Genomic DNA, 21,782 nt, shown 5'->3' with positions numbered 1-21,782 from the left:
GAGTCTACCCGAGCGGGACAATCACCCTGAAACCGCGGCAGTGTCCTTTGTGGTCGACATCGCTCACGGCCCGCGACCTGCACACGGACCGTGGGCGAGGTGCCGCGTCCCGGTGATCCGACATCTCGTACTATGGCGCTTTCCGTTGAACGACGGCTGAGGCTGAAACGACGGCTGAGGCGATCGAGGGGGCGTACAGGTGGCTCCAGTCCGCCGACGCGGCATCACGGCCACCGCACTGCTGACCCTGCTGCTCACCGCGACCGCCTGCGGGCCGGTCGCTGACCGGCAGCCGGGCGAGCTGCGGGTCGGGTACGACAGCCTGGACGGTGACCTCGCGGTCTGGCCGCCTCGCGGCACCCTGGCGGGCGACGCCGCCGTCAGGTCCGCCGTGACCGGGGCGGTACGCGACTGGCGGTCACCGGCCGACGACCGGGTGCACCTGCCCACGTCCGGGGTCCTCTGGTCGGGCGAGGTCGGCGGCACGCCGCTGACCCTGGTCGCCGCGGACGTGCCCGGCGAGAGCGCCTCCTGGCTGCTCCAGGTCACCGCCGAGGACGGCCGGTACGCGGTCACCCGCGCCGCCGAGTACACCGATCCCGGCTACCTCGTCTACTCCGACGTGCTCCCGGTGCACACCTCCGACGGGCGACGCTATCTCACGTCGAGCCGGGTGCAGCGGCTGCTCGGGCCGGACGGCCGCGCCCTGCGCAACGCCGACGGCCTCACCGAGCCGGTGAACGTGCCGGCCTGCCGGGCGGTGCCGGTGACCGCCACCCTCAGGGCCACCAAGGCGCTGCCCCGGGGCCGGGCCGCCGACCGGCTGCTGGATCTCGGCACCGGCACCACCGACCCGCGCTACCCCCTCGTGCGGGACGAGAGCGGCTCCGGCAAGCGCGCCCTCACCGGCCTGGACACCTGCGTGCTCGCCGGCGAGGAGGGCCCGTTCGGCAGCGTCCCCCGACGGATCGGCGACCGGGACGCGCCGCTCTCGGTGCCGTCGTCCTGGCCGATGGCCAAGCTGACCGTACGCACCCTGGGCGAGGTCGCCCTCGGCGGCGGCGAGCCGGCGGAACTGGAGCAGCTGAGCTGGGAGACGGCCGACGGCACGATGACCGCCGTGGTGTACCGCCCCGCCGACGGGGGCGCGCCGGTGGTCTCCCCGGCCGACCGGTCCAACCCGTTGCAGACGTACACACTGCCGGTGCCGGGGCAGCCGCTGGCCGTACTGAGCTGGCGGTCGACCGCCGACAGTGCACTGTCGACGCCGCCGGACACGCCCCGACTGGTGGACCGTCCGGGCCTTGCCGTGGTGCCGATGCCGACCCGCTCGGAGACGTTCAGCCTCGCCGAGGCGGAAAAGACCCACTACCGCTCCCTGACCCCCCACCGCTGACCTCCCCCCGCGCCCCTCGCCCCGCGCCCCGCGCCCCCACCCCTAAGCCCGCGTCGATCTTGCAGTTTCCGCCCCGACATAGGCGACAGATACGACAAACCGAGGGCCGAAACTGCAAGATCGCGGCGTAGAGAGCGAGCGCGGCGTAGAGCGAGCGCGGCGTAGAGAGCGAGCGCGGGGTAGAGAGCGAGCGCGGCGGGTGTCCCGGGGGTTCCGGGGCACCCGCCGCGCGCGTCAGGGGCTCAGTTCTGGGCGGGCGCGTCGTCGACGGCGATGACCGGCTCGGCCTCCAGCCGGGAGATCCAGCCGGTGACGTCGCGGGCCACGTCCTGCGCGGTCAGGCCGAGGTCGGCGAGGATCTGCGCGCGGGTGCCGTGCGGGTGCCAGTCGGCCGGTACGCCGAGGTCGCGCAGCGGCACCCGGACGTCGGCGTCCCGCATCGCCTGGCCGAGGGCGTCGCCGACGCCGCCGACCCGGACGCCGTCCTCGACGCTGACCACGAGCCGGTGGCCGGCGGCCAGTTCGACCAGCTCGGCCGGGACCGGGCGGACCCAGCGGGGGTCGACCACGGTGACCCCGTAGCCCTGCTCGGCGACCCGGGTGGCCACCTCCATGCCCAGCTGGCCGAAGGAGCCGACCGCGACCAGCAGCACGTCCTTACGCGCCGACTCGGCCAGCACGTCGACCGTCCCGACCCGGCGTACGGCCGGCAGGTCGGCGGCGACGGTGCCGGTCGGGAAGCGGACGATGGTGGGGCCGTCGTCGACGGCCACCGCCTCGCGCAGCTCCTCGCGCAGGGTGGCGGCGTCGCGGGGCGCGGCGATCCGCAGGCCCGGTACGACCCCGAAGACCGACATGTCCCACATGCCGTAGTGGCTGGGCCCGTCGGGGCCGGTGATCCCGGCCCGGTCCAGCACGAAGGTCACCGGCAGCCGGTGCATCGCCACGTCCAGCAGGACCTGGTCGAAGGCGCGGTTGAGGAAGGTCGCGTAGACCGCCACGACCGGGTGCAGCCCGCCGAGGGCCAGGCCGGCGGCCGAGGTGGCCGCGTGCTGCTCGGCGATGCCCACGTCGTAGACGCGGTTCGGATGCTTGCGGGCCAGCTTGGCGATGCCGGTCGGCTCGGCCATGGCGGCGGTGATGCCCACCACGTCGGGCCGCTCGTCGGCGATCGCGACCAGCTCGTCGGCGAAGACGTGGGTCCACTTCACCGAGGGGGCGGCGACCAGCTTGCCGGTCTCCACGTCGAACGCGCCACCGGGGCCGTGCAGGCAGTCGGCCTCGTCCTCCTCGGCCGGGCGGTAGCCGTAGCCCTTGCGGGTGACGGCGTGCACGATCACGGGGCCGCCGAAGTTCTTCGCCGCGCGCAGCGCCGACTCGACCGCCTCGCGGTCGTGGCCGTCGACCGGGCCGACGTACTTGATGCCGAGGTCCTCGAACATCGCCTGCGGGGCGACCGCGTCCTTGATGCCCCGCTTGACCGCGTGCAGCACCTCGTACATCGGTTTGCCGACCAGGGGCGTCGAGCCGAGTGCCTCCTTGACGGTGTCGAGCACCCGCTCGTAGCCGGGGTTGAGCCGCAGCGAGGAGAGGTGGTCGGCCAGCCCACCGATGGTCGGCGCGTAGGACCGGCCGTTGTCGTTGACCACGATGACGAGAGGGTTGCCGGCGGTGGCGATGTTGTTCAGCGCCTCCCAGCACATGCCGCCGGTGAGCGCGCCGTCGCCGACCACGGCGACCACGCTGCGCGGCTCGCCCCGCAGCTTGTACGCCTTGGCCAGGCCGTCGGCGTACGACAGGGCGGTCGAGGCGTGCGAGTTCTCGATCAGGTCGTGCTCGCTCTCGGCCTGGCTCGGGTAGCCGGAGAGTCCGCCGCGCTGGCGCAGTCGGTCGAAGCCGGCCTGCCGCCCGGTGACGATCTTGTGCACGTACGCCTGGTGGCCGGTGTCGAACAGGAACCGGTCGCGCGGGGAGTCGAAGACCCGGTGCATGGCCAGCGTCAGCTCCACCACGCCCAGGTTGGGGCCGACGTGCCCGCCGGTGCGCGAGACCTTGGCGATCAGGAAGTCACGGATCTCGGCGGCGAGGACGTCCAACTCCTCGGCGGACATCCGCTTGACGTCCTGCGGGCTCCGGACGGTGGCCAGCAGCCCGGTGTGGTGGACCGTGCCCTCTTCAACGCTCATGGGGCAAGAGTCTATCGGCCGCACGGTACTCCGCAGCCTGGCCCGGACGCCTCTCCACCGGCCGGGGACACTGAGCGCCTGGTCAGGCCGGGATCCACGGTCGGCCGACGCGCGCCGGCCGACCGCGTACCCGGATCAGTCCGCGACCCGCAGCCGACGGGGCGCCGCGACGGCGGCCGCGCCCCGGTACGCCGGCCCGGACGGGGTCCAGGAACCCAGCACGGCGGCCCGGGCGGCACCGGTCACCGAGGGCAGCGCGCCGGGCAGCCCGTGCCAGGAGAGCCAGCCCAGCAGCGCGAAGGCGTACGCCTCCTTGGCCTGCGCGGGGATGCCCAGTTCGTCGGTGGTGCGCAGCCGCCAGCGCCCCGCCCCGAGGGCGGCCAGCCGGGCGGTCAGTGTGGGGTTGCGCACCCCGCCGCCGGCCGCGACCACCTCCACCACGCCGTGCCGGTCGCACTCGGCGGCCACCACCCGGGCGGTCAGCTCGGTCAGGGTGGCGAGCACGTCGTCGGCCGGCACCGGCTCGCCGAGGGCGGCCAGCCGCGCGTCCAGGTAGCCGGCGTGGAACAGCTCCTTGCCGGTCGACTTGGGCGGTGGCGCCGCGTAGTACGGCTCGGCGAGCAGCGCGGCGAGCAGGCCGGGATGCACCCGACCAGCCGCCGCGCGGGCGCCGTCGACATCGCAGGGCCGGCCCAGCAGGCGGCGGGCGGCGGCGTCGAGCAGCGCGTTGGCGGGCCCGACGTCGTATCCGAGCACCGGCGCGCCCGGCGCGACCACCGTGAGGTTGGCGATGCCGCCCAGGTTGAGCGCCGCGCGCGGGGCCGCGCCGTCCGCCGGGTCGAGCAGCAGCGCGTCGAACGCCGGCACCAGGGGCGCGCCCTGCCCGCCGGCGGCGACGTCGGCCGAGCGCAGGTCACTCAGCACGGGTACGCCGACCCGGGCGGCCACCCGGGCGACGGCACCCAGTTGCAGGGTGCCCCGGGCGCGCCCGTCGGCGACCCAGTGGAAGACCGTCTGCCCGGGCGAGACCACCGCGTCGACCGCCCCGCCGGCCAGCTCGACGCCGACCGCCGCCGCCTCGGCGAAGACCTCGCCGAGCCGGTTGTCCAGCCGGCAGACCGCCTCGATCGTGGTGCTCCCGGGCGGCAGCAGCGCGCCGATCCCGGCGCGCAGCTCGTCGTCGTAGTCGAGCCCGCGGTGCCCCAGCGGGCGCAGCAGCAGTGTCTCCCCGTCGACGGTGAACTCGGCCGCGGCCACGTCCACCCCGTCGTACGAGGTCCCCGACATCAACCCGACGATCTTCATGTGAGGAGGTGTCCCTTCCTGTCGGCTCCGGTAGAGGAGTCCGCATCCGGGAGGAGCAGACCGACCAGCTCGACGTGCTGGGTCATCGGGAACAGGTCGTAGCCGCGCAGCGCGGCCAGCCGCCAGCCCAGCCCGGCGAAGGTGCGCACGTCGCGGGCGAAGGCGGCCGGGTCGCAGGCCACGTACGCCACCGCGCGCGGACCGGCGGCCACCACGTCCCGCACCACCCGGGCGCCCGCGCCGGAGCGCGGCGGATCGAGCACCACCACGTCGACCGGGCCGGTGATCCGGCGGCGGGCCAGCGCGGTCTCCACCCGGGCCGACACGATCTCGACGCGGGGCAGGTCGCGCAGGTTCTCCCGGGCGGCGGCGACGCCCGACGCGGCCGACTCGACCAGGGTGACCCGACCCGCGTCGCCGACCCGGCCGGCCAGCGCGGCGGCGAAGAGTCCCGCCCCGCCGTAGAGGTCCCAGGCCCGCTCCCCCGGCCGTGGGTCGGTCAACTCCAGCACGGCGTCGACCAGGGTGTCGGCGGCGGCCGGATGCACCTGCCAGAACGACGACGTCGGCAGGGTCCACTTCCGGCCGGCCGCCATCTCGCGGACCCGGTCCGGGCCGCTCACCGGGTGGGGCACCCCGTCGGCGACGGCGGTCACCGCCACGTCCCCGCCGCTGGAGGCGACCGTCTCGACCGTGTCGGCGTCCGGCCAGCGCGCCCCGGTCGGGGCCAGCACGGGCAGCTCCCGGATCGCCGGGTGGGCGATCAGGCAGCGGTCGATCGGGACGACCTCGTGCGAGCGGTGCTTGAGCAGGCCGGCCCGGCCCGCCCCGTCGACGGCGTAGCGGACCCGGGAGCGCCAGCCGAGCGGCCCGCCGGGCAGCGCCTCGACCCGGACGCCGAGGGCGTCCAGGTCGGCGTCGGTGAGCCCACCGAGGCGGGTGAGCTGCTCGCGCACCACCGTCGCCTTCCAGTCGAGCTGGGCGGCCGGTGCGACGTGTTGCAGGTCGCATCCGCCGCACCGGCCCGGTTTCGCGTACGGGCAGGGCGGCTCGACCCGGTCCGGCGCGGCCTGGAGCACCGTCACCGCGTCGGCCCGGACGAACCCGCGGTGCACCTCGGTCACCTCGGCGACCACCCGCTCGCCGGGCAGCGCGTGCCGGACGAAGACCACCTGGCCGTCCACCCGCGCGACGCAGTGCCCGCCCGGCGCGACCGCCCCGACGGTCAGTTCGACCCGCTCGGCCTCCTCCAGCCCTTGGCCCTCCCCGTGCGCTGTCATCGCCCACCTTCCTCACTCGGGCCGCGCTCGCCGGGCGGCGCGGAGACGACCGGCGGGACGCTCGGCGGCAGGGTGCCGCGCGGCGCGACCCGGGGGCCGCGCGCAGGCCCCCGGGTCAGTGTGGCGTCCAGCCGGTCCAGGTCCTTGCCGGCGGTCGAGGCGAGCTGCCACGGCACGCTGGTCACCATCACACCCGGTTCGAAGAGCAGCCGGCCCTTCAGACGCAGCGCGCTCTGGTTGTGCAGCAGGTGCTCCCACCAGCGCCCCACCACGTACTCCGGGATGAAGACCGTGACGACGTCGCGCGGCGACTCCCGGCGTACGCCGGCCACGTAGTTCAGGATCGGGCGGGTGATCTCCCGGTACGGCGAGTCGACCACGGTCAGCGGGACGGGCAGGTCCCGCAGCTCCCACTCCTGCTGCAACTCCCGGGTGTCCTTCTCGTCGACGTTGACGGTCACCGCGGTCAGCGTGTCCGGCCGGGTGGCCCGGGCGTACGCGATCGCCCGCAGCGTCGGCTTGTGCAGCTTGCTGACCAGCACGACGGCGTGGTTGCGGGCGGGCAGCACGGCGCGGCCCTCGTCCGGCGGGGTCAGCTCCGCGGCGACCCGGTCGTAGTGCCGGCGGACGGCCAGCATCAGCATGTAGATCATCGCCATCGCGGCGATGGCGATCCACGCGCCGAGCAGGAACTTCGTGACGAGCACGATGACCAGCACGGTGCCGGTCATCGCCATGCCGAAGGCGTTGATCGCGCGGGAGCGGACCATCCGCCGGCGCGCCTGCGGATCCCGTGCCGTCTTCAGGTGCCGGTTCCAGTGCCGGATCATCCCGGCCTGGGAGAGCGTGAACGAGACGAACACCCCGACGATGTAGAGCTGGATGAGCCGGGTCACCTCGGCCTGGAAGCCGACGATCAGCACGATCGCGGCGACGGCCAGGAAGACGATGCCGTTGGAGAAGGCCAGCCGGTCGCCGCGGGTGTGCAGTTGCCGGGGCAGGTAGCGGTCCTGGGCGAGGATCGAGCCGAGCACCGGGAAGCCGTTGAACGCGGTGTTCGCGGCGAGGAAGAGGATCAGCGCGGTGATGCCGGCGACCACGAAGAGCAGCACCGAGCCGGAGCCGAAGACCGTCTCCCCGAGCTGGGTGGTGACGGTCTTCTGCACGTACCCCTCGGGGCCGGAGACGATCTGCAGCTTCGGGTTCTCGACGAACTGAAGGCCGGTGAGCCGGGACAGCCAGATGATGCCGACCAGCATGGCCACCGAGATGGTGCCGAGCAGCAGCAGCGTGGTGGCCGCGTTGCGGCTCTTCGGCGCCTTGAACGCCGGCACCCCGTTGGAGATCGCCTCCACGCCGGTCAGCGCCGCGCACCCCGAGGAGAAGGTGCGCAGCAGCAGGAAGACCAGGGCGAAGCCGGTGACGCTGTGCTCGGCCTGGATCTCCAGGCCGGCGCTGGGCGCCCGCAGGTCGTGGCCGAGCACGAAGACCCGCACCAGCCCGGTGAGCAGCATCCCGACCATCACGATGATGAAGCCGTAGGTGGGGATCGCGAAGGCCGTCCCCGACTCCCGCAGGCCGCGCAGGTTCACCGCCGTCAGCAGCACCACCGCGCAGACCGCGATCAGCACCTTGTGGGTGGCCACGAACGGCACCACCGAGCCCAGGTTGGCCACCCCGGAGGAGACCGAGACCGCGACCGTGAGCACGTAGTCGACCAGCAGCGCGCTGGCCACCGCGACTCCCGCCCGGGGACCGAGGTTGACCGTGGCCACCTCGTAGTCGCCGCCGCCGGAGGGGTAGGCGTGCACGTTCTGCCGGTAGCTGGCCACGACGGTGAGCATCACCACCACGACGGCCAGGGCGATCCACGGCGAGAAGAAGTAGGCCGAGGCGCCCGCGATGGAGAGGGTCAGCAGGATCTCGTCGGGCGCGTACGCGACGCTGGAGAGCGCGTCGGACGCGAACACGGGCAGCGCGATGCGCTTGGGCAGAAGCGTGTGCTTCAGCCGGTCGGACCGGAACGGTCGACCGAGAAGCAGCCGCTTCAGCAGCGAGGTGGGTCTGGCCACAACCGCCAAGCGTACGACCCCCGGGGCTGGCCTCGCGGGGCGGTCGATCACGGCGGCGTGCGGCGGCGGAGTACCGTCGGTCCGCGTCCACACCGGGAACGTGGCAGGCTCGCAGACGACACGTTCACCGGCGGGGCGTTGCGCACCTTGAGGAGGGACGTGGTGCATGTCGTGATCATGGGTTGTGGCCGGGTCGGCTCGACCCTCGCCCACAGCCTGGAGTCCCGGGGGCACTCGGTCGCGGTCATCGACCAGGACGCCGACGCCTTCCGCCGGCTCGGCCCCGACTTCGCCGGGATCACCGTCACCGGCGCCGGCTTCGACGGAGACGTGCTCCGGCAGGCCGGCATCGAGCGGGCGGACGCCTTCGCGGCCGTCTCCAGCGGCGACAACTCCAACATCATCTCGGCCCGGCTCGCCCGTGAGACGTTCGGCGTGTCCCGGGTGGCGGCGCGGATCTACGACCAGCGCCGGGCGCAGGTCTACGAGCGGCTCGGCATCCCCACCGTGGCCACCGTCCGGTGGACCGCCGACCGGATGCTGCGGCACCTGGTGCCCGAGGGGAACGTGGAGATCTTCCGGGACGCGACGAGCACCGTGTCGATCATCGAGGTGCCGGTGCACAAGGACTGGGTCGGCCGGTCGCTACGCGCCCTGGAGGCAGCGACCGGGGCCCGGGTGGCGTACCTGATCCGCTTCGGCATCGGCACGCTGCCGACCCCGTCCAGCGTCGTCCAGGAGGGCGACCAGCTCTTCATGCTGGTCACCGACGACATGGCGGCGACGGTCACGTCGGTGGCGGCGGCGCCGCCGGAAGGAGGGCTGTGAGGATGCGCATCGCCATCGCCGGGGCGGGCAACGTGGGCCGCTCGATCGCCCAGGAGCTGATCGACAACGGCCACCAGGTGATGCTCATCGAGCGCCAGCCCAGGATGCTCCGGCCCGACCGGGTGCCGGCCGCCGACTGGGTACTGGCCGACGCCTGTGAGCTGACCAGCCTGGAGGAGGCCGACCTCGCCGGCTGCGACGTGGTGGTAGCGGCCACCGGGGACGACAAGGTCAACCTGGTGGTCTCGCTGCTGGCCAAGACCGAGTTCGCGGTGCCCCGGGTGGTGGCGCGGGTCAACCGGGCCGAGAACGAGTGGCTCTTCACCGAGCAGTGGGGCGTCGACGTCGCGGTGAGCAAGCCGCGGGTGATGGCCGCCCTGGTCGAGGAGGCGGTCACCGTCGGCGACCTGGTCCGGCTGATGACGTTCCGCCAGGGTGAGGCGAACCTCGTGGAGATCACCCTGCCGGAGGCCGCGCCGTACGTCGGCGAGCCGCTGCGCGTGATCCCGCTGCCCCGCGACTCCGCGCTGGTGGCGATCCTGCGCGGCAAGCGGGTGCTGGTGCCCACTCCGGACGACTCGATCGAGGCCGGCGACGAGCTGATCTTCGTGTGCACCGCGGAGGTCGAGGACGCCGTCCGCACGGTGATGCTCGGCGCGGACAGCGTCGAACGCACCCGCGGGCAACGCTGAGGCGGGCGGCTCAGGCGCCGGGCAGCGCCTCCGGCTGGGGCTCCCGGGTCACCCGCCGGACCGTCCAGACGGTGATCAGCAGCAGCAGCACGTACGGCGGGTAGCCCAGCGCCAGCCGCGCCACGCCGAGGGCCGTGTCCTGGTGGGCGAGGTAGAGCCCGGCCTGCACGCCGACCTTGGCCAGCCACACCACGCCCCAGAGCACGGTGAGCCCGGTGAAGGTCCGCACCAGGCGCGGGTCGTCGCGCCACTCCGAGCGGCCCTTGGCCACCAGCACCGACCAGATCCACCCCACGAGGGGCTGCCGGACCGCCGCCGACACCAGCAGGGCCAGCCCGTAGCCGATGCCGTAGAGGATGCCGGGCAGGTAGAAGTCACGTTCGTCGCCGGTACGCCAGGCGATGGCGGCGCCGACGGCGATGCCGAAGAGCCCGTTGACCGCGTGCCGGATCGGGCGGCGCTGGGCCAGCCGGAGACCGGCGATCACGAGCGCCACCGCCACCGAGGCGATCACGGCGGGCCGCAGCTCGCCGAGGATGTTGGCCAGCACGAAGACGACCACCGGGATGCTGGACTCGACCAGGCCCCGCCAGCCGCCGAGCTGGTCGGCCATCTGCTCGGCGAGGCTGGGCAGCCGTTCCTCGTCCTGCGGGTCGCCCTGCGGACCGCTCGCCGGCTGTGCCGCCCGGTGTTGTCCCGTCGTCATCGCATGCCTTCCGTCCGCCGCGGCCACCGGGTCACTTCGGCGGTTCCAGCTCGTAGTACGGGTTGTAGATCACCTTGCGGTCGTCCCGCACGGCGACCCGCCCGCGCGCGGTCAGGTGCCGGCCGGGCTCGATCCCGACGATGTGCCGCCGGCCCAGCCAGACCAGGGTGACCACGTCGCTGCCGTCGTAGAGGTCCGCCTCCAGCGTGGGCAGGTTGGTCCGCGGGGTGTAGACCACCGTGCGGAGCCGACCGGCCACCGAGACCACCTGGCCCCGCCTGCACTGCCCGGCCGGGACGCCGCCGTGCTCGGCGCTCTCCCGGCGCAGCTCCTGCGCCTCGATCTCCGCCTCGCTCGCGGTGAGCCGGCGCAGCATGCGGCGCAGCGACCCCTGGCCCTCGTCGGTCGACATGACCTCCGCGTCACCCTCTCCACGCTGGCCGACGCGTCGCCGGCATCCGGGCCGGCCCCGGCGACGCCGGAACCGTCCCGCCAGCGTACGCCGACGGGGCCCGTCCCGGCGCGTCGTGACGGACGGTCAGGCCTCGCGGGGAGCGGGCGCGGCGTTGCCGTCCGCCGGTGCCCCGTCGCCTGCCTGGTCGGCCACCTCACGGGGCAGCCGCAGCGGCAGCGGCTCACGCACCGGCTTGGCTTCCTGGCCCCGGTCGACCACCAGGCCGTCGAGGCACTCGGCGAGCGGGCCGGCGGCGAGCGGGTCGGTGGCCGCCTCGCCCTGGTAGACACCGCGCACCATCCAGCGCGGTCCGTCGATGCCGACGAACCGCAGTGCGGTCAGGCCGTCCTGGGTGCGCACCCGGGCGTGCAGCTCGGTGCCGTACTCGCCCTGGGCCTCCTGGGCCGCCGCGCCGTCGTTGAACAGCGACTGGCGGATCTCCTCGCGCACCTCGTCCCAGATGCCCTCGGAGCGCGGCGCGGCGAAGACGCCGAGCTGGAGCGCGTTCGGGCCGTGCACGAGCACGACCTGCTGGATCACGCCCTCCGGGTCGGCCTGCACCCGCACCTCGACGTCGCGCACCGCCGGGATGTGCAGGCTGCCCAGGTCGAGCCGCTGCACCCCCTCGGGCGCCTCCGAGATGTCGTAGGGGCCGCGGGCCGGGGCCGACTCCTCGTGGGAGTCGAGGACCTCGGTCGTCCGCTCGTCACGGGCGTGCCGTCCGGCATCGTCCCGCTTACGGGAGAAGATCACTGCGCCAACCCTCCGCTGTTCGTGCTCACCCTGCCACCTCTTCCGTCCGTCCGCCTGCCCGGTCCCGCTCTTCCCGTCGCTCCGGCGCGTCCGGCACCCGCCGTCCGTCCGGTGCCGCCGGGGCCGCGCCCTGCCCACCGCCCGCCCCGACAGCCGCTGGGGACGGCACCAGGCCGGCGTGGCCGCCCGTGGAGCCGTGCCCGCCGGTCCCGCGCCGGGACGCGGGCAGCTCGGGCACAGGCCGGAAGTCCGCCCACGCCACCCGCTGCACGACGAGCTGCGCGATCCGGTCGCCACGGGAGATCTTCGCCGGTGTGTCCCGATCATGATTGATCAGGTTGACCAGGATCTCACCCCGGTAGCCGGCGTCGACCGTACCGGGCGCGTTGAGCACCGTCACGCCGAGTCTGGCCGCGAGCCCCGAACGGGGATGGACGAGGCCCACGTAGCCCTCGGGCAACGCGATCGCCACGCCGGTCGGGACCAGGGCCCGGCCGCCGGGTGGCAACTCGACGTCCGCCGCCGCCACCAGGTCTGCCCCGGCATCACCGGGATGGGCGTACGCCGGCAGCGGCAACTCAGGGTCGAGCTGCCGTACGGGCACGGGTACGACGTCGGTCACGGTTCCCCTCTTCCGTCCGTTTCCTGGGGTGACCCTGCCATCCTGCCGGTTCCGTCGACCGTCGTGCGCCGTACCCTCACAGGAGTGAGCCTGTCGCCATCCTCGCCGTCCCCGGCGTCGCCCGCCGCGGCGCCCCCGCAGCACACCGAGCGGCTCGGCCTGCCCTGGTGGCTGTGGCTGGGCGGGCTGGCCGTGGCCGCGCTGCTCGCCCTGGAGGTCTGGATGGGGGCGCCGGGCGTCCGCGCCTGGCTGCCGTTCGCGGTGCTCCTGCCGGCGACCGTCGCCGGCCTGGTCTGGCTCGGCCGGATCCGGATCGCCGTACGCGACGGCGAACTGCTGGTGGACGACGCCCGGCTGCCGGTCCGGTTCGTCGCCGACGTCGTCCCGCTGGACGCCGCCGGCCGGCGTGAGGTGCTCGGGGTCGGCGCCGACCCGCTGGCGTTCGTGGTGCAGCGGCCGTGGGTCCCCGGCGCCGTCCAGGTGGTCCTCGACGACTCGGCCGACCCCACCCCGTTCTGGGTGGTCAGCACCCGTCGCCCGGTGGAGCTGGCCGAGGCGCTCCTCGCCGCCCGCGACGCCGCCCGTTCCTGAGCCGCCCGTTCCTGAGCCGCCCGTTCCTGAGCCGCTCGACGCGCCACCGCCGTCCCGGGCTCCTCTTGCCGTGCCGGGCTCGACCGCCGCGTTCCGGGCTCGGCCCTGGCCGGCTCAGCTGGCGCCGGGCAGGGCCGGCGGTGCGCCCGGCAGGGCCACGCTCTGGCGGCGCAGGTCACTGCGGAGCTGGTCCGCCATCGTCCGGGTGGCCCGGCGGTTGAGGTAGCTGGCCACCGCCGCCCCGGTGAGGAAGGGGCCGAGGGTGGTCAGGTTGCGGCCGAAGCGCTTGAGCAGCATGTCGCGTAGTTCCTTGCGCGCGGCGGTGCCCAGCACGGCGCCGACCCCGACACCCGGCATCATCGGGTTGACCCCCCGCTGGCCGGCCCAGGACTGCACCAGCGCGACCGCCCGGCCGGTGCCGCCGGTCGGCACCGGAACGCCGTAGACCTCGTGCAGCTCGCCGATCAGCTTCAGCTCGACGGCCACCACGGCGACCGTCTCGGCGGCCAGCAGCACCGGCGCGGAGAGCAGGGTCGGAGCGACCGTCCACTCGACCGCCGCCACTCCCCCGCCCGCCGCGCCGATCCCGGCCGTCGTCCGCGCGGCGTTGCGCACCAGCCGCTCGGCCAGCGCCTCGCCGTCCAGGCCGTCGAAGTGCCGGCGCAGGGTGGCCAGATCGCGTACGGGCACGTGCGGGGCGATCTCGGCGACGGTGTCGACCATCCAGCGCACCGCGCTCTTCGGCTTGAACAGGTCGCTCAGCCCGCGGGCCCGCGCCTGCCCGACGAGCCGGCCGAGCAGTTGCCGCCTGCGGGCCGGCTCGATGTCGTCGGCGGTCAGCGCCGCGACGGTGACGCCCAGTTCGTCGTCCGCGCCGCGGGTGGACACGCCGTCGGCGTGGTCATCCGGCGGGCCGGTTTCGCCCACGCCGTCGGCCCGGGCGGGGTCGACGCCACGCGTGCCGCCGGACTCGCTCCGATCGCTCATGGTCCGCCCTCCCGAATGGACCGACGTCGACATGACGGTCGTCCGTCAACGAGTCAAGCAGGTCCCCCGGAGTGCCGCACGACTCGAGCAGCGGCGGCCCCGCCGGGGGAGCCGCCGCTGGTGCGGACGCACGGTGTCAGACGCACTCGCGGCAGATGAGCTCGCCGTTGCGCTCGACCGCCAACTGGCTGCGGTGGTGCACCAGGAAGCAGCGGGCGCACCGGAACTCGTCCTGCTGCATCGGCAGCACCTTGACCGTGAGTTCCTCGTCGGCCAGGTCGGCGCCGGGCAGCTCGAAGCTCTCGGCCACCTCGGCCTCGTCGACGTCAACGGCGCCCGACTGTGAGTCGACGCGTCGGGCCTTGAGCTCTTCCAGGCTGTCCTCGCCGAGGTCGACCTCGTCGCGACGCGGGGCGTCGTAGTCGGTGGCCATCGGTTTCACTCTCCCATATCGATGTTGTCGCTTCCGGTTGTAACGCCGGACGACGCTGTTTCGGTTCCGCTGGCCGGCCACCACTTGTGTCGGTCACCCGACCCGAAGACAGCACGGACGGAGGCATCCCCAAGGAACACCTGACGAGCGCGGAACATACCCCCCCTTTGGGCGAGGCATGTATACCGCCCTCGTGGCTGAGATGTACGCCCCCGCACGCGAAGTTGTTCCCAATGTGACTCAGGCGACACGAAGATAGGGGTAGTACTACCCGGTTCCCGGGTGGCGCGCCGGCATGTCCGGCTGTTTCCACGCGACGGCCGGACAACCGTTAACCTCAGCGGCGTACTCGACGGCCGGCGGGGCGGCCCGACCCACCGGCGGCCGCCACCACCCACCACTGTCCGGGGAGCACCCTGATGAGCTTTGCACGAGTGCGAGCACTCGTTGTCGTCGGCCTGCTGGCGGTGCTGGCCCTCGTCTTCGTGGTCGTCGCACTGGTCCGCGACACGCAGAGCAGCGCCGGCCTCGCCGGAAGCTGCCCCGAGGGCTGGCCACTGGCCGACGTCACCCTGCGGGAGACCAAGGACGTCAAGATCAACGTCTACAACGCGACCGACGAACCGGGTCGGGCCAGCACCGTGGCGGACGACTTCCGCAACCGCAAGTTCCAGGTCAAGAAGGTCGGCAACGAGAAAAAGCAGATCGACGACATCGCGGTGCTGCGCTACGGCCCGAATGGCGTCGGCTCGGCACACCTGCTGCGGGCGTACTTCCTCGACAACGCCGAGTACGAGTACGACGCCAAGCGCACCGACGACGTCGTCGACGTGGTGCTCGGCAGCAGTTTCCAGCAGCTCGCCACCACCACCGAGGTCAACCAGTCCCTGGGCGACCTCGGCTCGCCGGTCGCGCCGGCCGGCTCCTGCCCGAAGCCCAAGGACGACTGACCGCGCCGCGCCCCCGGTCCCGCCGGGGGCGCGGCACCGGCCTCTCGGGGCAAACGGAGCCGACCGGCCGCGGGGCGCGGAGCCGACCCGGTCGGAGGACGCGGGCGGGCCGGCCAGGAACACCGCACCGGCCCGCCGGAGGACACCAAGCGGGCCGGCCGGGGACACAGCCGCCGAGCCGATCGGAACAAGAATCGGGCCGTTCGGGGATCAGCGCCGACCCGATCGGGGCGTGGTGCCGGCCGATCGGGTGGACCCGGTGCGGGCCGGGTCAGGGGCCGCCTGAGGCGTCCAGGTCGGCGAGGCGGTCGTGCAGCGGCCCGAACAGCGCGGCCGGAGCGGCGATCACCAGGTCCGGACCGGCCGGCAGCCCGCCCAGCCCGGCGACCAGCAGCCCGGCCTCCGTGGCCACCAGGGCGCCGGCGGCCTGGTCCCAGGCGGCGAGCCCCTTCTCGAAGTAGGCGTCCACCCGCCCCTCGGCCGCCATGCAGAGGTCCAGCGCGGCGGCGCCGAAGCGGCGGATGTCCCGGATGTGCGGGATCAGCCCGGCGAGCACCCGGGCCTGGTGCGCCCGGCGCCCCGGGTCGTAGCCGAATCCCGTGCCGACCAGCGCCTGACCCAGGTCGGTTTCCGTGGAGCAGCGCAGCCGCTCCCCGTCGCGCCAGGCTCCCCCGCCGGCGGTGGCCGTCCACTCCTCGCCGGTGCTGACGTTGCGCACCACCCCGGCGACCACCTCGCCGTCGATCTCGGCGGCCAGCGACACGGCGCAGTGCGGGATCCCGTAGAGGTAGTTGACGGTGCCGTCGATCGGATCCACGATCCAGCGGACACCGCCGGGTACGACCGGCCCGCTCTCCCCCGCGCCGTACTCCTCGCCGAGGACGGCGTCGCCAGGCCGCAGCCGGCGCAGCGCGTCGACCACCTGCCGCTCGACCGCCCGGTCGGCGGCGGTCACCACGTCGGTGACGGTGCTCTTGGTGGCGGCCACCGAGACACCCTCGACCCGCATCCGGTACGCGGTCGCGGCTGCGGCCCGGGCCACGTCGACCGCGATCTCCAGCAGCTCCGACGGCACCGAGCGATCCATCGTTCGTCCCCTTCCCGCACGGCCGGGGTGTTCCGGGTCACGCGCGGTACCATCCTTACAAAGTCCACATCTGCACCGAATCGGCGGTCCCCACCGCCGGTCCACCGTGCGGCGACGGATGATCGCCGCAGACGGCGTTACAATTCACCCCTGCCCACGCTGCGACGGACCGCCAACGACCGGCCGGCCCGGGACACGGGGGCGCCTCAACCACATCGCCCGGCAAGGTGCCCGCTCTGCGTCGGACAACCCGGCCGTGTCGCTCTTCGCCTCCGGAAGGTCATTCGTGACAGAACCCCGCCAGACCGGCGCCGACGTTCGCTCGCTCACCGACACTCTGATCGCCCACGCGCAGAGCGCCGGCGGCCAGCTCACGTCGGCTCAGCTCGCGCGCACCGTCGAGTCCGCCGAGGTGACTCCGGCCCAGGCCAAGAAGATCCTGCGGGCGCTCTCCGAGGCGGGAGTGACCGTGGTGGTGGACGGCTCGGCGAGCACCCGCCGCCGCGTCGCCGCCGCACGATCGGCCACCCCGGCGTCCCGGGCCACCACCGCCAAGACCACCAAGAAGGCCGTCGCCCCGGCCCCGAAGCAGGCGCCCGCCGCGGACGAGGCCCCGGCGCCCGCCCCGCGCAAGGCCGCCCCCCGCAAGGCCGCCGGCACCACCGCCGAGGTGGCCGCCAAGGCCGCCGCGCCTGCGAAGGCGGCCAAGGCGACCCGGGCCACCAAGGCCACCGTCGCGGCGGCCGGCGCCAAGCCGGGCAAGGCCGCCGGCAAGGCCAAGGGCGAGGGCGCCGAGGGCGACATCGACCCGGAGGAGCTCGCCGCCGAGATCGAGGACGTGGTCGTCGAGGAGCCCGCGGAGCTGACCCGGGCCGCCGAGACCGACGCCGCCAACTCGGCCAGCGACAACGACTTCGAGTGGGACGACGAGGAGTCCGAGGCGCTCAAGCAGGCGCGTCGCGACGCGGAGCTCACCGCCTCCGCCGACTCGGTCCGGGCCTACCTGAAGCAGATCGGCAAGGTCCCGCTGCTCAACGCCGAGCAGGAGGTGGAGCTGGCCAAGCGGATCGAGGCCGGGCTCTACGCCGCGGAGCGCCTGCGCGCGGCCGAGGAGGGCGAGGAGAAGCTCACCCGCGAGATGCAGCGGGATCTGGGCTGGATCTCGCGGGACGGCGAGCGCGCCAAGAACCACCTGCTGGAGGCCAACCTCCGGCTGGTCGTCTCGCTGGCCAAGCGCTACACCGGCCGCGGCATGGCCTTCCTCGACCTGATCCAGGAGGGCAACCTCGGCCTGATCCGCGCCGTCGAGAAGTTCGACTACACCAAGGGCTACAAGTTCTCCACGTACGCCACCTGGTGGATCCGGCAGGCCATTACCCGGGCCATGGCCGACCAGGCCCGCACCATCCGCATCCCGGTGCACATGGTCGAGGTCATCAACAAGCTCGGCCGCATCCAGCGCGAGCTGCTCCAGGATCTGGGCCGTGAGCCCACCCCGGAGGAGCTCGCCAAGGAGATGGACATCACACCGGAGAAGGTGCTGGAGATCCAGCAGTACGCCCGGGAACCCATCTCGCTGGACCAGACCATCGGCGACGAGGGCGACAGCCAGCTCGGTGACTTCATCGAGGACTCCGAGGCCGTCGTCGCGGTCGACGCGGTCTCGTTCTCGCTCCTGCAGGACCAGCTCCAGCAGGTGCTGCAGACGTTGTCCGAGCGTGAGGCAGGTGTGGTACGCCTGCGGTTCGGCCTGACCGACGGCCAGCCGCGCACGCTGGACGAGATCGGCCAGGTCTACGGGGTGACCCGGGAGCGCATTCGGCAGATCGAGTCCAAGACGATGTCCAAGCTGCGTCACCCGTCGCGTTCGCAGGTGCTCCGGGATTACCTGGACTGATCGCGATCGTCAACTGAACGTGTCGTTTTGACCACCTGGCGTGCAACGTCGGAAGGTGATCGTTCGGTTGCACGATTGTGATCGTTGACGTGGCACCCTTGGTGCACGGCACACTGTCCCTGCCATGTGTGACCTCGGTCCCCCGCGGGCACACAGGGAAGGCAGCGCCGGGACAGGGTGTTGCACGATAGGTGAGCAACGACCGAAGAGAGTGTTCATCGGTGACGACCAGAGGAGGAAGGCGATGACCCCGACCCTCACGCCGCCGCCCGAGACGGTGGCTCCCCCAGCCGCCGATGAACGGTGCGACCGCTGCAATGCTGCCGGCAAGCTCCGGATCACTCTGGCGGGTGGGAGCGAGCTGGTGTTCTGTGGGCACCACGCGAACAAGTACGCGGAGGATCTCGTGAAGATCACCGTACGGTTCGCGACGGACCCGGAGTTCAGCTGGCGTGGCGCCGATCTGATGGCGAACTGAGATCCGCAGACCCACGACATAGCCGGCCGGAGGCCCCTGAGAGGGCCTCCGGCCGGCTTTCTGCGTCCCCCGCCCAACCCTCGCACCGACGCCACGTCGTCCCGTGCGGCACGGATCGCGCGGTCCGGTGCGGGCGGCCGCAGATCCGGACGGATCAGCCTGGCGACCCTCGTCGACCGGTTCGGCCGTCAGAGGGTCTGGACGGTGGCGATACGTTCCTCGAGCTGCTCGATGGTCGCCTGGGCGCTCGGCGGGCCGCCGCAGAGGCGGCGCAGCTCCGCGTGGATCTTCCCGTGCGGCTGCCCCGTGCGGTGGTGCCGGGCGGCCACGAGGGCGTTCAGCTGGCGGCGTAGGGCGACCCGACGCTGGGCGGCGCTCATCTGCACCGGCGGCGCCGTGGACGCCCCAGCGGCCGCCTCAGCCGGCCTGGCGGCCCGGCGCCGCTGGGCCGCGAGCTGTTCCTGTTGCCGCTTGGTCAGCAGCAGGGCCACCTGGTCGGCGGTGAGCAGCCCGGGCAGGCCCAGGTACTCCTCCTCCTCGGGGGTGCCGGCCTGGGCGGCGGTGCCGAACGAGGCGCCGTCGAAGATCACCTGGTCCAGCTCGGCCGTCGCCGAGAGCGCGGCGAACCGCTTCTCCAGCTCGCCGCTGGCCTGGTCGTCGCGCTGGGCGCGTTCCAACAGGTCGTCGTCGAAGCCCTCGCGGTCCTTGGGCTTGCCGAGCACGTGGTCCCGCTCGGCCTCCATCTCGCTGGCCAGCCCGAGCAGGTGCGGCACGCTGGGCACGAAGACCGAGGCGGTCTCGCCGGGACAGCGGGCGCGGACGAACCGGCCGATCGCCTGCGCGAAGTAGAGCGGGGTGCTGGCGCTGGTCGCGTACACGCCGACCGCCAGCCGGGGGATGTCGACGCCCTCGGAGACCATCCGGACCGCCACCATCCAGCGCTGTTCGGAGGCCGCGAACGTCGCGATCCGCGCGGAGGCGCCCACGTCGTCGGAGAGCACCACCGCCGCCCGCTCGCCGGTCACCTGCTCGATGAGCTTCGCGTACGAGCGGGCGGTCTGCTGGTCGCTGGCGATGATCAACCCGCCGGCGTCGGGCATTCCCGCGTTGCGCAGCACGGTCAGCCGGGCGTCGGCGGCCCGCAGTACCTGCGGCATCCAGTCGCCCGCCGGGTCCAGCGCCGTACGCCAGGCCTGCGCGACGAGGTCCTGGGTCATCGGCTCGCCGAGCCGCGCCGCCAGTTCCTCCCCCGCGTTGGTGCGCCACCGGGTCTCCCCCGAGTACGCCAGGAAGAGCACCGGCCGGACGACGCCGTCGCGCAGCGCGTCGGCGTAGCCGTAGACCGAGTCGGCGCGGGAGCGGAGCAGGCCGTCCCCGCCCCGCTCGTAGCTGACGAACGGGATCGGGTTGTCGTCGGAGCGGAACGGGGTCCCGGTGAGCATCAGCCGGCGTTCGGCGCCCTCGAAGGCCGCCTTCACCCCGTCGCCCCAGGAGCGGCTGTCCCCCGCGTGGTGGATCTCGTCGAGGACGACCAGGGTGCGTCGGGTGAGGGTGCGCCGCTTGTGCACGTGGGGCGCCATCCCCACCTGCGCGTACGTCACGACGGCGCCGTGGAAGTCGGCGGAGGAGTGCAGGTCGGCGTTGCGGAAGGCGGCGTCGAGCTGGATGCCGACCCGGGCCGCCGCCTGCGCCCACTGGGTCTTCAGGTGCTCGGTCGGGGCCACCACGGTGACCACGTCGACGGTGCCGTCGGCGAGCAGCTCGGCGGCGATCCGCAGGGCGAAGGTGGTCTTTCCGGCGCCGGGGGTGGCGACCGCCGTGAAGTCGGGGTCCCGCCTGCGCAGATACTCCACGAGTGCCTTGCGCTGCCACGCGCGTAGTGCCGGAAACGTCTCGATCGCCGGCAACCGGGCCGCCACGGGAAGCTCCTCTCCGACCGCCTGACGGCGGACCCCGGGCGAGGGCCACGGGTACCGCCGCCCATGAAAACGCCTCCGCGCAGATGGTGCCGCGAAGGCCGACTCAGCATAACCAGCGCGGGCCGCCCGACCCAGCCGACGCCACGCTGGTCACAATCCGACAGCCGGATCAGGGATGGGTGCCGGGAGTTCCCGTGCGCGGGGGACGCAGGGTGGCCACCGGCGCCGACCAGCGCCGCCGCAGCGCCACCAGCCGGAGCAGGAAGACCACCACGGCCGCCACGGTCAGCCAGACGGCGTTGGCGTGCCCCAGGGCGTCCAGCGACGCCACGAGGATCGAGCCGACGAGCGCGGCGACGGCGTAGATCTCCCGCCGCAGCACCACCGGGATCTCGGCGGTGAGCAGGTCCCGCCCGAGACCGCCGCCGATCGCGGTGAGCATGCCGATCACGCAGGCCCCCACCGCCGGCACCTGGGCGTCGAGCGCCTTGACCGTGCCGGTGACGGTGAACAGCGCCAGCCCGGCCGCGTCCAGCACCAGCACGGTGGTACGCAGCCGGGCGAACTGGGGATGCAGCCAGAAGACGGCGGCGGCGGTGACGGCGGCCGTGGTGGCGTACCGCCAGTCGCCGAAGGCCAGGGGCGGCGCCTCGTCGATCGCCAGGTCCCGGAAGATCCCGCCACCCAGCGCGGCCACGAAGCCGACGAAGACGACACCGAAGAGGTCGAGCCGTTTGGCCACCGCCGCGGAGGCACCGGAGGCGGCGAAGACCGCCACTCCGGTGAGGTCGGCGAGGAGCAGTGCGGTGGAGGTGGTCACCGGCGAAGGTTACGTGCGCGGCCGGGAGAGCCGCCCCGGTTCACTCGCCCCAGGAGTCGTAGATCTCCTTGCACTTCGGGCAGACCGGCGAGCCGGGCTTGGCGGCCTTGGTGACCGGGAAGGTCTCCCCACACAGTGCGACGACGAAGGTGCCCATGACGGCACTCTCCGCGATCTTCTCCTTACGCACGTAGTGGAACATTTCGGGACCGGTGTCGGCGTCCTTCAGCTCCGGACGCTCGAGAACCTCTGTGCTCACTTCTGCACCTCCGACCCTCAAGTGTGGCAGGTCGCCCCCGGTCCGGTCCACTTCAGGTCGCCCTGGC

At 73.4% G+C, this 21,782-nt stretch carries 21 protein-coding genes; 7 read left to right on the top strand and 14 right to left on the bottom strand.

Annotated elements, in window-relative coordinates:
- Positions 1–199 precede the first annotated feature (199 nt).
- Positions 200–1,396 (top strand): hypothetical protein, encoded by a 1,197-nt coding sequence (locus tag AB0D32_RS10400; protein WP_357087346.1) that lies wholly within the window; start codon positions 200–202, stop codon positions 1,394–1,396.
- A 242-nt stretch (positions 1,397–1,638) separates the two neighbouring features.
- On the opposite strand, the gene dxs is transcribed toward AB0D32_RS10400, so the two are convergent.
- The 4 genes from dxs to AB0D32_RS10380 all read right to left on the bottom strand — a co-directional run bounded on the left by dxs (position 1,639) and on the right by AB0D32_RS10380 (position 8,239).
- Positions 1,639–3,582 (bottom strand): 1-deoxy-D-xylulose-5-phosphate synthase, encoded by a 1,944-nt coding sequence (gene dxs, locus AB0D32_RS10395; RefSeq protein WP_357087344.1) that lies wholly within the window; start codon positions 3,580–3,582, stop codon positions 1,639–1,641.
- Between the two features lie 135 nt (positions 3,583–3,717).
- Positions 3,718–4,887, bottom strand: coding sequence for an anhydro-N-acetylmuramic acid kinase (locus tag AB0D32_RS10390; protein WP_357087342.1), 1,170 nt, complete (start codon positions 4,885–4,887; stop codon positions 3,718–3,720).
- A complete protein-coding gene (locus AB0D32_RS10385; protein WP_357087340.1) occupies positions 4,884–6,167 on the bottom strand; it encodes a TRAM domain-containing protein in 1,284 nt (427 codons plus the stop codon). The genes AB0D32_RS10390 and AB0D32_RS10385 overlap by 4 nt, the downstream gene beginning before the upstream one ends.
- Positions 6,164–8,239 carry an APC family permease gene (locus tag AB0D32_RS10380; protein ID WP_357087338.1) on the bottom strand — a complete coding sequence of 692 codons (2,076 nt, stop codon included), beginning with the start codon at positions 8,237–8,239 and terminating at the stop codon, positions 6,164–6,166. Before AB0D32_RS10380 ends, AB0D32_RS10385 begins: the two co-directional genes overlap by 4 nt.
- 162 nt (positions 8,240–8,401) lie before the next feature.
- On the opposite strand from AB0D32_RS10380, the gene AB0D32_RS10375 reads away from it, so the two are divergent.
- Both AB0D32_RS10375 and AB0D32_RS10370 read left to right on the top strand, forming a co-directional pair.
- On the top strand, positions 8,402–9,067 hold the full coding sequence (locus AB0D32_RS10375) for a TrkA family potassium uptake protein (RefSeq protein ID WP_357087335.1): 666 nt from the start codon (positions 8,402–8,404) through the stop codon (positions 9,065–9,067).
- A gap of 2 nt (positions 9,068–9,069) precedes the next feature.
- Positions 9,070–9,759 carry a TrkA family potassium uptake protein gene (locus AB0D32_RS10370; RefSeq protein WP_357087332.1) on the top strand — a complete coding sequence of 230 codons (690 nt, stop codon included), beginning with the start codon at positions 9,070–9,072 and terminating at the stop codon, positions 9,757–9,759.
- Positions 9,760–9,769: 10 nt separating this feature from the next.
- On the opposite strand, the gene AB0D32_RS10365 is transcribed toward AB0D32_RS10370, so the two are convergent.
- The 4 genes from AB0D32_RS10365 to dut all read right to left on the bottom strand — a co-directional run bounded on the left by AB0D32_RS10365 (position 9,770) and on the right by dut (position 12,294).
- Positions 9,770–10,465 (bottom strand): DUF3159 domain-containing protein, encoded by a 696-nt coding sequence (locus AB0D32_RS10365; protein WP_357087329.1) that lies wholly within the window; start codon positions 10,463–10,465, stop codon positions 9,770–9,772.
- Between the two features lie 31 nt (positions 10,466–10,496).
- On the bottom strand, positions 10,497–10,877 hold the full coding sequence (locus AB0D32_RS10360; RefSeq protein ID WP_357087327.1) for an OB-fold nucleic acid binding domain-containing protein: 381 nt from the start codon (positions 10,875–10,877) through the stop codon (positions 10,497–10,499).
- Positions 10,878–11,003: 126 nt separating this feature from the next.
- Positions 11,004–11,672, bottom strand: coding sequence for a DUF3710 domain-containing protein (locus AB0D32_RS10355; RefSeq protein ID WP_357087325.1), 669 nt, complete (start codon positions 11,670–11,672; stop codon positions 11,004–11,006).
- A gap of 25 nt (positions 11,673–11,697) precedes the next feature.
- On the bottom strand, positions 11,698–12,294 hold the full coding sequence (gene dut, locus AB0D32_RS10350) for a dUTP diphosphatase (protein WP_357087323.1): 597 nt from the start codon (positions 12,292–12,294) through the stop codon (positions 11,698–11,700).
- A gap of 90 nt (positions 12,295–12,384) precedes the next feature.
- On the opposite strand from dut, the gene AB0D32_RS10345 reads away from it, so the two are divergent.
- Positions 12,385–12,885 (top strand): DUF3093 domain-containing protein, encoded by a 501-nt coding sequence (locus tag AB0D32_RS10345; RefSeq protein ID WP_357087457.1) that lies wholly within the window; start codon positions 12,385–12,387, stop codon positions 12,883–12,885.
- Between the two features lie 114 nt (positions 12,886–12,999).
- On the opposite strand, the gene AB0D32_RS10340 is transcribed toward AB0D32_RS10345, so the two are convergent.
- On the bottom strand, positions 13,000–13,872 hold the full coding sequence (locus AB0D32_RS10340; RefSeq protein WP_357087321.1) for a hypothetical protein: 873 nt from the start codon (positions 13,870–13,872) through the stop codon (positions 13,000–13,002).
- 136 nt (positions 13,873–14,008) lie between these two features.
- Positions 14,009–14,305: a DUF4193 domain-containing protein gene (locus tag AB0D32_RS10335; protein WP_007075406.1), complete on the bottom strand. Its 297-nt coding sequence runs from the start codon at positions 14,303–14,305 to the stop codon at positions 14,009–14,011.
- A gap of 434 nt (positions 14,306–14,739) precedes the next feature.
- Between AB0D32_RS10335 and AB0D32_RS10330 the strand changes: the two genes are divergently transcribed.
- Positions 14,740–15,255 carry a LytR C-terminal domain-containing protein gene (locus tag AB0D32_RS10330; protein ID WP_357087455.1) on the top strand — a complete coding sequence of 172 codons (516 nt, stop codon included), beginning with the start codon at positions 14,740–14,742 and terminating at the stop codon, positions 15,253–15,255.
- Positions 15,256–15,526: 271 nt separating this feature from the next.
- On the opposite strand, the gene AB0D32_RS10325 is transcribed toward AB0D32_RS10330, so the two are convergent.
- Complete coding sequence (locus AB0D32_RS10325; RefSeq protein ID WP_357087319.1) at positions 15,527–16,342, bottom strand: inositol monophosphatase family protein; 816 nt, start codon at positions 16,340–16,342, stop codon at positions 15,527–15,529.
- Between the two features lie 286 nt (positions 16,343–16,628).
- On the opposite strand from AB0D32_RS10325, the gene AB0D32_RS10320 reads away from it, so the two are divergent.
- Complete coding sequence (locus AB0D32_RS10320) at positions 16,629–18,239, top strand: RNA polymerase sigma factor (RefSeq protein ID WP_357087317.1); 1,611 nt, start codon at positions 16,629–16,631, stop codon at positions 18,237–18,239.
- A gap of 244 nt (positions 18,240–18,483) precedes the next feature.
- A complete protein-coding gene (locus AB0D32_RS10315) occupies positions 18,484–18,717 on the top strand; it encodes a hypothetical protein (protein WP_074474066.1) in 234 nt (77 codons plus the stop codon).
- A 188-nt stretch (positions 18,718–18,905) separates the two neighbouring features.
- On the opposite strand, the gene AB0D32_RS10310 is transcribed toward AB0D32_RS10315, so the two are convergent.
- From AB0D32_RS10310 to AB0D32_RS10300, 3 genes are all read right to left on the bottom strand, one after another.
- Positions 18,906–20,636, bottom strand: a complete 1,731-nt coding sequence (locus tag AB0D32_RS10310) for a DEAD/DEAH box helicase (RefSeq protein ID WP_357087314.1) — start codon at positions 20,634–20,636, stop codon at positions 18,906–18,908.
- Between the two features lie 169 nt (positions 20,637–20,805).
- On the bottom strand, positions 20,806–21,456 hold the full coding sequence (locus tag AB0D32_RS10305) for a TRIC cation channel family protein (protein WP_357087312.1): 651 nt from the start codon (positions 21,454–21,456) through the stop codon (positions 20,806–20,808).
- Positions 21,457–21,496: 40 nt separating this feature from the next.
- Positions 21,497–21,715 carry a DUF3039 domain-containing protein gene (locus tag AB0D32_RS10300; RefSeq protein ID WP_089001394.1) on the bottom strand — a complete coding sequence of 73 codons (219 nt, stop codon included), beginning with the start codon at positions 21,713–21,715 and terminating at the stop codon, positions 21,497–21,499.
- Positions 21,716–21,782: the final 67 nt, after the last annotated feature.

It is taken from the genome of Micromonospora sp. NPDC048170, assembly GCF_040652795.1.
Classification (GTDB): domain Bacteria; phylum Actinomycetota; class Actinomycetes; order Mycobacteriales; family Micromonosporaceae; genus Micromonospora.
Note: the sequence above shows the minus strand (reverse complement) of the source record. Positions and strands in the feature narration are given on the sequence as shown.

Excerpts from the sequence above, each read along its gene's own strand:
- dxs (WP_357087344.1), bottom strand. The coding sequence starts at position 3,582 with ATGAGCGTTGAAGAGGGCACGGTCCACCACACCGGGCTGCTGGCCACC.
- AB0D32_RS10390 (WP_357087342.1), bottom strand. The coding sequence starts at position 4,887 with ATGAAGATCGTCGGGTTGATGTCGGGGACCTCGTACGACGGGGTGGAC.
- AB0D32_RS10385 (WP_357087340.1), bottom strand. The coding sequence starts at position 6,167 with ATGACAGCGCACGGGGAGGGCCAAGGGCTGGAGGAGGCCGAGCGGGTC.
- AB0D32_RS10370 (WP_357087332.1), top strand. The coding sequence starts at position 9,070 with ATGCGCATCGCCATCGCCGGGGCGGGCAACGTGGGCCGCTCGATCGCC.
- AB0D32_RS10365 (WP_357087329.1), bottom strand. The coding sequence starts at position 10,465 with ATGACGACGGGACAACACCGGGCGGCACAGCCGGCGAGCGGTCCGCAG.
- AB0D32_RS10360 (WP_357087327.1), bottom strand. The coding sequence starts at position 10,877 with ATGTCGACCGACGAGGGCCAGGGGTCGCTGCGCCGCATGCTGCGCCGG.
- AB0D32_RS10340 (WP_357087321.1), bottom strand. The coding sequence starts at position 13,872 with ATGAGCGATCGGAGCGAGTCCGGCGGCACGCGTGGCGTCGACCCCGCC.
- AB0D32_RS10335 (WP_007075406.1), bottom strand. The coding sequence starts at position 14,305 with ATGGCCACCGACTACGACGCCCCGCGTCGCGACGAGGTCGACCTCGGC.
- AB0D32_RS10325 (WP_357087319.1), bottom strand. The coding sequence starts at position 16,342 with ATGGATCGCTCGGTGCCGTCGGAGCTGCTGGAGATCGCGGTCGACGTG.
- AB0D32_RS10315 (WP_074474066.1), top strand. The coding sequence starts at position 18,484 with ATGACCCCGACCCTCACGCCGCCGCCCGAGACGGTGGCTCCCCCAGCC.